The following is a 9,986-nucleotide window of genomic DNA, read 5'->3' on the forward strand; positions in this document are numbered from 1 at the left end:
AGTCTACAAAGAGATATGTTTTAGAAGGGGAGAAAAGAAATGAATAAAGGAATGATTTGTACCTTCTTATGTGCGGTTCTCTTATTGTTTCAACTCGAAACTGCTGAAGCACAGGAGGCAACGAGCAGCAAGGTACAAGCAGATCGTATTAGTACGATTTCTACTAAGATGGAGCGGGTAAACATCCCTGATGAGGGTAAGGAATTGTCATTATCTAACGAATTAAGGGAACAGATAATGGATAAGTACGGTCTTGAACCGCCAGAACCAGTAAAGCCGAAATATACAAGTGACTGGGGCATAATCTATGGTGATATTAGGATGAGTTCTGGAAAGCCCGCGCTTCAGCTGGGACCGAATGCCTCGAGAGATCTGGCTAAGCTATTTACGTACATAATAATGATCGCGAATCTATAACTAGGATTACAACGTAAAATCCAAAATCCCTCTGCCATATCTTCAAGGTTACTACCTTATCAGATGATCAGGGGGATTTTTATCTTGCTATAGATTCTTTCTTTTTTATAATTTAGGTTACCAGTTGAGATGAAACTATAAAAAGCTGGCCATCATGCCGCCAAGCATAGACATGACAAGAGAACTAACTATTTTGTAGATTAGATAGAAGAAGATCAGGTTAGCAAATTTATATAAAGATGCGGTTCATCTCATCATCGCAAGTTATTGCAAATAGACAGCGCATTAGAACATGCCAATAAGACCATTATCCGAGTATACTTATAGAAAAATAAATTCTAAAAATACCTGCTCTATGTCGAACAGTTTGCTGCGTAACAATATTCTTGTTCCACATCAATACAAAAAAATAGCGGAGGTACGTCTTATGCCCGATATGCTTGTGAAACTATATGATTTGCCTGAAATAGAACCACTAAGAAGTTATGAACAGCGTACAGGGGTTACGATCCGCCGTGCGATTGCACCAGAGAAGCATGTTGTCGCTGACTGGGTGGGAAAGCATTTCGGTAAGGGATGGGTAAGTGAAGCGGAAGTTGCTTTTTCCAGGTTGCCTATTACCTGTCTTATTGCGGTAGAGAACGGTAAGATGCTTGGATTTGCTTGTTATGACGCTACGGCTAAAGGTTTTTTTGGTCCTACCGGAGTGGATGAGAAAGAGCGTGGACGCGGAATTGGGAAAATGCTGCTGCTGTATGCATTGGATTATATGAAGCAGGAAGGCTACGGATATGCGATTATCGGAGGAGCTGGACCGGCCCCATTTTATGAAAAAACAACGGGTGCTACCGTTATTGAAGGTTCTGTTCCTGGAATATATAGAGGGATGCTCTCGTAAGAGTGAACTGCATTGCACTGTACTGAACTGTACTGAACTGCACCGCACCGCACCGCACCCATTTACTCTATTGTTATTGTACGGTCAAAGTATAGGTAAGATGTTCATGCCCCCTTATTATTGCTGAGATGAGACAATCTTAGCAAAGATAAGGGGGTTTGTATGGACACTTAGTCTGCTGTATTCCTTGCTTTTTTGTCTTCACCAGGCAAAAAAAGGGAGATAAGAAATCTATTTATTAGCACCAGGTACTAATAAATGTTATAATGGTCCTAATACCTATATGACATTAAGGAGACGATGGAGCGTGAATTACGAGCACTGGATTGCACCGGAGTACTATAATATGACATCAGAAATGGAACATCATCCGGCTGAAAACGTAGCACTCAAGTGCTTGGATGAGCATGAACATGAAGAGGAAGTTACTTATGGAAATTTGCTGAAAAAAGCAAACCAAGTTGCAGGCGGGCTTGCAGATCTTGGTCTTACAAAAGGTGACAAGGTACTTGTTATGGTACCTAGAAACGTAATTGCGTACGCCATATATATCGCTTGTTTGAAACTTGGCCTTGTTATTATTCCTTCTTCTGAGATGCTGAGAGCCAAAGACCTTTCTTACCGGCTTGTCCATTCAAAAGCTCGTGCTGTCATTGTATGGTCCGGTGTGACAGACGAAGTTGATAAGATAGAAGAAACGATTCCTTCCTTGGATTACCGAATTGCGGTAGCTGCTAAACCAGGAGAAGAAAAAGCGGGATACCATATGCTGAATCAACTGATGGAAGGACAGCCAGAGGTACGTAAGGCGGTGGATACACACCGGGATGATATCGCCATTCTGACGTACACCTCAGGTACAACAGGCAATCCTAAGGGAGTTGTTCATACTCACGGCTGGGGTTACGCTCATCTTCGCATTACTTCGTCATGGCTTGATATCAAATCGCAAGATACGGTGTGGGCTACAGCAGCCCCTGGATGGCAAAAATGGATTTGGAGTCCGTTCCTATCTGTACTCGGAAATGGAGCAACAGGATTTGTATACAGTGGTTCGTTTGAACCAAAACGTTATTTACGGTTTTTGCAAGATTACAAAATTAATGTACTTTGCTGTACACCTACCGAATATCGGCTGATGGCAAAACTAGATGGACTTGGTCAGTATGACTTATCCAGCTTGCGCAGTGCCGTATCTGCCGGTGAGCCGCTGAACCTTGAAGTGATTAGCAGCTTCCAGCGCCATTTCGATATAACAATTCGGGATGGTTATGGCCAGACGGAAAGTACGCTTTTGATCGGTAACCTGAAAGATATGCCTTTCCGTAAAGGTTCGATGGGGATGTCCATGTCTCCAGGACTTGTTCAGGTAGTCGATGATGAAGGACAGCTGGTTCCACCTGGAGAAGTAGGAAACATTGCTGTTCATAGAGAAATGCCAGCCCTTTTCAGTGCCTATTATTTAGATGAGAATCGGAAGCAACAAAGTATAAAAGGGGAGTATTTCCTAACAGGAGACCGCGCAAGCATCGATGAAGAAGGGTACTTCTGGTTCGAAGGCCGCGGAGATGATATTATCATCAGCTCGGGCTATACGATTGGACCGTTTGAAGTGGAAGAAGCACTCATGAAGCATCCTGCGGTGAAAGAATGTGCTGTCGTAGCAAGTCCAGACGAGACCAGAGGGCATATCGTGAAGGCCTTCATCGTGCTGCAAGACGGCACCACAGGTTCCAACACTCTCATTAAAGAAATTCAGCAATACGTAAAAGAGATAACAGCACCTTATAAATATCCACGTAAGATTGAATTTATTAGTGACTTACCCAAAACAAGTTCAGGCAAGATTCGCCGGATTGAGCTTCGTAATCTAGAGAAACAAAGAGTAAACCAGGCATGATATATAAAAAAAGAAGAGTCTCGATTCCAAATTATATGGAATGAAATGACCTTTATCATAATTCAAAGGCTGCCTAGATCATCTCGGCTGCCCAGAACGCAGGTAAACTTGTCCAAATAGTTTACCTGCTTTTTTTTTATTTTGATAAGACCGAAATGAATTGAATTGAATTGAAAGTCGAACTGAATGTATCTTAATCTTCGTTCTGAATTTTACGGTTTAATTTTCGTGGAGTGAAGAATGAGGCGGATGTATGCGCTATAATATGGATAATAGTGTATGATTTAGGGTATTAGTGGAGTAGAAATATTTAGATTATGACTATATGCTTCAAAGTCGGAGGAATGAATATGGCCCTAGTGTTTACTTATTTACGGAAATACCGGGTAGCCGCAATCGCCGCACTCTTTATGCTGCTGCTCGAGCTTATGGTAGAACTGATTCAACCTTATCTCATTCAGAAGATTATTGATGATGGAATTCAGCAGGAGAACCTGAGCGTGGTATGGACATGGGGTGGATTTTTGCTCGGTAGTGCGGTAATCGCCTTTGTAGCAGGGATTTCGAGTTCTTTTTATGCAGCGCATGCGAGTCAGGGTTTTGGATCGGATCTTAGGGAAGCTTTGTATGAAAAAGTACAGGCATTTTCTTACGCGGTTTTTAATCGTTTTGCTACCTCTTCACTTATAATTCGGCTTACTGGTGACATTACACAAATTCAAGACACGGTATTTATGAGTTTGCGCTTTGCAACAAGGTTACCGCTGGTGGTCATCGGCAGTGTCATTATGGCACTGATCGTCAACGTGAAATTGGGATTGTTTCTAGCGGTCACGGTACCCATCCTGCTCATTTTTATTTTCTTCATTATGAAAAAGGTATCGGTTCTCTTTAGGAATGTACAGAATCGGCTGGATGAAGTGAATGGAGTAGCGCAGGAAAACCTCATTGGTATACGGCTTATTCGTGTGTTTGTACGTATGGGTCATGAGGTAGAACGGTTTGGCCGTTCCATACATAAGTTAATGACTTCAACGATGTCAGCTCAGCGTCTCGCAGAGACAACCATGCCTTTTATTATGCTTCTTATGAATGCAAGTGTTCTGCTCATCTTATGGTTTGGACGCAAAGAGATTGTCACAACGGGGAGTGCTTCCCTCGGGGAAGTCGTCGCCGTGATCAACTATTCCGTTCGTACAATGGGAGCATTATCGATGCTGTCATGGATCGTAGCAACCTTTTCCCGGGCCAATGCTTCCGTAAACCGGATTCAGGAAGTGCTGCTGATGGATCCGGATGTGTACGATACCAAGGAGAGTTCAAATTCCTCTAAAAAAGTAACATTGCAAGGAGCTATTGAGTATAGAGGGGTTCATTTTCATTATCCAGAAGGAGAGCTGAATGTTCTAAGTGATATTTCATTTCAGGCGAAGCCTGGTGAACGGATCGCTATTATGGGTGCCACGGGATCGGGGAAAACTTCGCTGGTTCAGCTGCTCCTCAGGTTATATGAGCCAAATGAGGGGACAATTACGATTCAGGATCAGAATATTCAAGAGATACCGGTGGAACAACTTCGAGACGCGATTGGTTACGTACCGCAGGAAGCGGTCCTATTTACCGGTTCCGTACGTGACAATATCGCTTGGGGCAATCAGAGTGCCAGCCTTGAGGAAATGGAAGAGGCTGCTCGCAAAGCTCAAATCCACGATACGATTCTCTCCTTGCCAAATGGCTACGATACCATGCTTGGTCAGCGGGGTGTCAACCTGTCAGGCGGACAAAAACAGCGTCTATCTATTGCTAGAGCACTCGTTCGTCATCCGCAAATTTTGATTCTCGATGACAGTACAAGTGCGCTCGATGTGAAGACGGAAGCCGCCCTTTTAGATGAACTTAATGAATTATCTTGTACAACGTTTATTATTACGCAAAAAATATCATCTACTTTATCTGCAGATCTCATTTTACTGCTTGATGAAGGAAGACTGATTGCGAGTGGTACACATGAGCAGCTGCTTATCGAATCATCTCTATATCGCCGAATCTATGAATCCCAATACGGACAGGAGGCGCAGCATGCTTAAACAACTAGCCGAACCGTTTCGTCAGGAGCGTTCCGAGGCACTGAAAGATACAAATCAGCTTGGACAGGGAACCCGGAAAAAAGCAGTCAAAGCGAAAAATTGGTCGTGGACACTGCGCCGAATCTGGGATTACCTTGCAAAAAGAAAGCTGAAGCTGATTCTGGTACTTGTTATGGTCGTTCTCACTTCTGCGTTAGCACTGCTTGGGCCGTACCTTATTGGTACGGCGGTAGATACGTATCTCGCGGGAGAGGGAGATCGTACATGGGTGTACTTTTTAGTGGCGCTCGGGGGTGTTTATCTTCTTCATCCACTCTTTGCTTTCTTGCAGAATATTTGGATGATTGAAGTGGCTCAGGAAACGGTGTACCGGATGCGACATGATTTATTTGAACATCTTCATAGACTGCCTATTCCTTTCTTCGGCAAACGTCAGCAAGGCGAGATTATGAGCAGACTGACAAACGATATTGAAAATGTCAGTGCAACCTTGAATGGTTCCATTATTCAGATTACATCCAGCATTTTGACACTCGCAGGTGTCGTTATTGTCATGCTGACACTGAGTCCGCTCCTCACGCTGCTTACTTTTACCGTTGTTCCTTTGATGGCCCTAGGTATGCGCTGGATTACCAAACGGACGGGTCCTTTATTTAAGGAACGTCAGCGTAATTTGGGAGAACTGAACGGATATATTGAAGAAACCTTGTCTGGGCAGCGAATTATTAAAGCTTTTTCTCAGGAGGAACGAGTTCTTACTGCGTTTAAAGAGCGAAATGATCGAATTCGTCTATCAGGATTTTGGGCCCAGACGATATCGGGGTTTATTCCCAAGCTGATGAATGGGCTGAACAATCTTAGTTTTGCCATTATTGCAGGGATTGGCGGGATTATGGCAATCTCAGGTTCGATTAGTGTTGGGGTCATTATTATTTTCGCTGAGTATGCTCGGCAGTTCACAAGACCGCTGAATGATCTCGCAAACCAGTGGAATACAATCTTATCTGCGATTGCAGGAGCGGAGCGAGTCTTTGAAATTATGGACGAAGACCCTGAGGTAATAGATGAAGCTGGAGCTAAGAAATTAGGTCATGTAGAAGGTGCCGTGAAGTTTGAACATGTTTCTTTTGGCTATGAAGAAAAAGGAGCTACTCTTCAGGATATTTCTTTTGAAGCCAAACCAGGGGAAATGATTGCACTTGTTGGACCTACAGGGGCAGGTAAAACTACGCTGATTCAGTTAATTTCGAGGTTTTATAGTCCTGATCAAGGAACGATTACCGTAGATGGTCAGGATGTAACGACCATACAGCGGAAGAGTCTGCGCTCTCATATGGCTTTTGTACTGCAAGATTCATTCCTTTTTGAGGGAACGATTCGTGAAAATATCCGCTATGGTCGCTTGGACGCTAGCGATGAAGAAGTAGAGGAAGCGGCAAAGATGGCGAATGCTCATTCTTTTATTACTAGACTTAAGAATGGCTATGACCAAGTACTTCATGCTGATGGGAGCGGGATTAGTCAGGGTCAAAAGCAACTGCTCGCTATTGCCCGGGCAATGCTCGCGAATCCTGCTATGCTTGTTCTTGATGAAGCGACCAGCAGTATTGATACGGTAACGGAGATTAAGATTCAAGAAGGATTGCAGCGTCTGATGCAGGGCAGAACCAGCTTTGTTATTGCTCACCGGCTGAATACAATTCGCCAGGCTGACAAGATTCTTGTGATGCAGCATGGGAGGCTGATTGAGCAAGGGTCGCATGAGGAGTTGCTGGGGGCGAACGGATTTTATAGTGAGTTGTATCATGCGCAGCTGAAAAAGAACGTGGTGTAATAGGATTAGCGTAAGTGGGATGGGAAACGGTGTTCACGAGCCCTGTGCTCCACTTGTTTTGTCTGGACGAGGTATTGCTCTGAAGTAGAAGGTCCAGCCAAAGCCAAAAGTCGCCCAGATCTCGAGATCACCTAAATCCCTGAAGTTACGCTTTTGGAGTCTGCAAAGAAGAGAAGGAAAAACAGCTCCCCCTGATACTGGGGTGAGCAGGGGACGACGTTGCTTCTTTAAGGAAAGCAACGTGTCTAATGAAGGATGATTACTTGTTCGTGGAAGGAGAAATACGGTGTTCTGTGGTTAGTGTAAGTGGATGGGGGTACAGTATTCGCGAGATCTGTGATTAGCGTAAGTGGAATGGGAGTACAGTGTCACGAGCTCTGTGATTAGCGTAAGTGGGATGGGAAACGGTGTTCACGAGCTCTGTGCTCCGCTTGTTTTGTCTGGACGAGGTATTGCTCCGAAGTAGGAGGTCCAGCCAAAGCCAAAAGTCGCCCAAATCTCGAGATCACCTAAATCCCTGAAGTTACGCTTTTGGAGTCTGCAAAGTAGAGAGGAAAAACAGCTCCCCCTGATACGGGGGTGGGCAGGGGACGGACGTTGCTTCTTTAAGGAAAGCAACGTGTCTAATGAAGGATGGTTACTTGTTCGAGTGATAAGGGAAAAGTATATCTTTATTCAACCAATTGTTAAGTTAGAGAGGGGAGTTCATCATATTAAAATTCTGTATGAATAGTCTGGTTTTTTTATTGCTCCTTGGATTAGTAGCTTGTGGAGGTGAGTCTAACCCCAAGTTACCTACACCCGATCAGGTAATACGAGATGCTGAGACGTCAGCCTCTAACATTCTATTAGGTGATGCAGCAGAGAAGGATGAAAAAATCCTTTTAACGCCTCTAATTTTTGACGAATGGGAAGTGAAGTTTACAGAGGGTAAGGAAGGAGTGAAAGCGGAAATCACTTCCATTATCGGCGATAAGCTGTGGGTTTCAGATATGAAAAAAACAATTACACTTCATTACGTGTTGAATGAATCCACACAGTGGGAAGTTCAAGGAGTAGATGTAAATGATCCTGTCACTCGTGTAATACCACGTAGTAAACAAGCAGCAGGATCTTTCTAAATTTTCTAGACGGTTTAGTATTACGTTAAACGTGTTCAATAAAACAATGAGGCAGCCGATACAATCATCGACTGCTTTTTCATTTTTCAAAATAGAAGGAGTTCTATATAGAAGAAATAGATTGTGATGATGGACTTGTATACTGCATTCATAGCATTACAAATATGGGTATTAATTTTTTTGAAAAAAGTACTTGCATAATTAATATCAGCATGGTATATTCTAATTCCGGCCAAGAAGTTAGCCAGTAAGCAACACACTGAATAACCAAGCAACTTAACGAAGTTGAATGAAACTTCTAAAAAAAGCTTGACACTCTGAACCGGAAATGATATGATATAAAAGTTGCTGACGACGAGAGTTGTTAGTGAGATTGATCTTTGAAAACTGAACAACGAGGAGTTTTACGAAAGTAAAACTCGAGAGTGAATCAATACAAATTCAATTTGTTGGTCATAACAAATTGAATAGAGAACTTTAAGTTCTCGTCAGCATTTTCTAAATGAGCTTATCGCTCTTTTCAATAACTTTATTGGAGAGTTTGATCCTGGCTCAGGACGAACGCTGGCGGCGTGCCTAATACATGCAAGTCGAGCGGAGTCGGGTGAGAAGCTTGCTTCTCTGAGACTTAGCGGCGGACGGGTGAGTAACACGTAGGCAACCTGCCCATAAGACTAGGATAACTACCGGAAACGGTAGCTAATACCGGATAGGTTCTTCTCTCGCATGAGAGAAGAAAGAAAGACGGAGCAATCTGTCACTTATGGATGGGCCTGCGGCGCATTAGCTAGTTGGTGGGGTAAAGGCCTACCAAGGCGACGATGCGTAGCCGACCTGAGAGGGTGATCGGCCACACTGGGACTGAGACACGGCCCAGACTCCTACGGGAGGCAGCAGTAGGGAATCTTCCGCAATGGACGAAAGTCTGACGGAGCAACGCCGCGTGAGTGATGAAGGTTTTCGGATCGTAAAGCTCTGTTGCCAGGGAAGAACGTCCTTGAGAGTAACTGCTCAAGGAGTGACGGTACCTGAGAAGAAAGCCCCGGCTAACTACGTGCCAGCAGCCGCGGTAATACGTAGGGGGCAAGCGTTGTCCGGAATTATTGGGCGTAAAGCGCGCGCAGGCGGTTATTTAAGTTGGGTGTTTAATCCCGGGGCTCAACCTCGGGTCGCACCCAAAACTGGGTAACTTGAGTACAGAAGAGGAAAGTGGAATTCCACGTGTAGCGGTGAAATGCGTAGAGATGTGGAGGAACACCAGTGGCGAAGGCGACTTTCTGGGCTGTAACTGACGCTGAGGCGCGAAAGCGTGGGGAGCAAACAGGATTAGATACCCTGGTAGTCCACGCCGTAAACGATGAATGCTAGGTGTTAGGGGTTTCGATACCCTTGGTGCCGAAGTTAACACATTAAGCATTCCGCCTGGGGAGTACGGTCGCAAGACTGAAACTCAAAGGAATTGACGGGGACCCGCACAAGCAGTGGAGTATGTGGTTTAATTCGAAGCAACGCGAAGAACCTTACCAGGTCTTGACATCCCTCTGACCGGTCTAGAGATAGACCTTTCCTTCGGGACAGAGGAGACAGGTGGTGCATGGTTGTCGTCAGCTCGTGTCGTGAGATGTTGGGTTAAGTCCCGCAACGAGCGCAACCCTTGATCTTAGTTGCCAGCACTTCGGGTGGGCACTCTAAGGTGACTGCCGGTGACAAACCGGAGGAAGGTGGGGAT

Annotated in this window: 6 protein-coding genes and 1 rRNA gene (1 of these 7 only partly in view); all 7 read left to right on the forward strand. The window is 44.5% G+C overall.

All coding sequences use genetic code 11. From position 1 onward, the window contains the following. The first annotated feature begins 39 nt into the window (after positions 1–39). Positions 40–417: a hypothetical protein gene (locus QPK24_RS04095; protein WP_285746422.1), complete on the forward strand. Its 378-nt coding sequence runs from the start codon at positions 40–42 to the stop codon at positions 415–417. 427 nt (positions 418–844) lie between these two features. Continuing rightward, the gene (locus QPK24_RS04100; protein WP_285746424.1) at positions 845–1,315 is read left to right on the forward strand and encodes a GNAT family N-acetyltransferase; all 471 of its coding nucleotides are present in this window, start codon (positions 845–847) and stop codon (positions 1,313–1,315) included. A 346-nt stretch (positions 1,316–1,661) separates the two neighbouring features. Further along, on the forward strand, positions 1,662–3,215 hold the full coding sequence (locus QPK24_RS04105) for an acetate--CoA ligase (protein WP_285749083.1): 1,554 nt from the start codon (positions 1,662–1,664) through the stop codon (positions 3,213–3,215). Between the two features lie 350 nt (positions 3,216–3,565). Then, positions 3,566–5,302, forward strand: coding sequence for an ABC transporter ATP-binding protein (locus tag QPK24_RS04110; RefSeq protein ID WP_285746426.1), 1,737 nt, complete (start codon positions 3,566–3,568; stop codon positions 5,300–5,302). Continuing rightward, positions 5,295–7,136 carry an ABC transporter ATP-binding protein gene (locus QPK24_RS04115; RefSeq protein ID WP_285746428.1) on the forward strand — a complete coding sequence of 614 codons (1,842 nt, stop codon included), beginning with the start codon at positions 5,295–5,297 and terminating at the stop codon, positions 7,134–7,136. The genes QPK24_RS04110 and QPK24_RS04115 overlap by 8 nt, the downstream gene beginning before the upstream one ends. A 725-nt stretch (positions 7,137–7,861) precedes the next feature. Continuing rightward, the gene (locus tag QPK24_RS04120) at positions 7,862–8,257 is read left to right on the forward strand and encodes a hypothetical protein (protein WP_285746430.1); all 396 of its coding nucleotides are present in this window, start codon (positions 7,862–7,864) and stop codon (positions 8,255–8,257) included. 529 nt (positions 8,258–8,786) lie between these two features. Beyond that, positions 8,787–9,986: ribosomal RNA gene (locus QPK24_RS04125) — 16S ribosomal RNA — on the forward strand; it runs 353 nt beyond the window's last position.

Origin of the sequence: Paenibacillus polygoni, assembly GCF_030263935.1 — a bacterium.
GTDB classification, from domain to species: Bacteria; Bacillota; Bacilli; order Paenibacillales; family Paenibacillaceae; genus Paenibacillus; species Paenibacillus polygoni.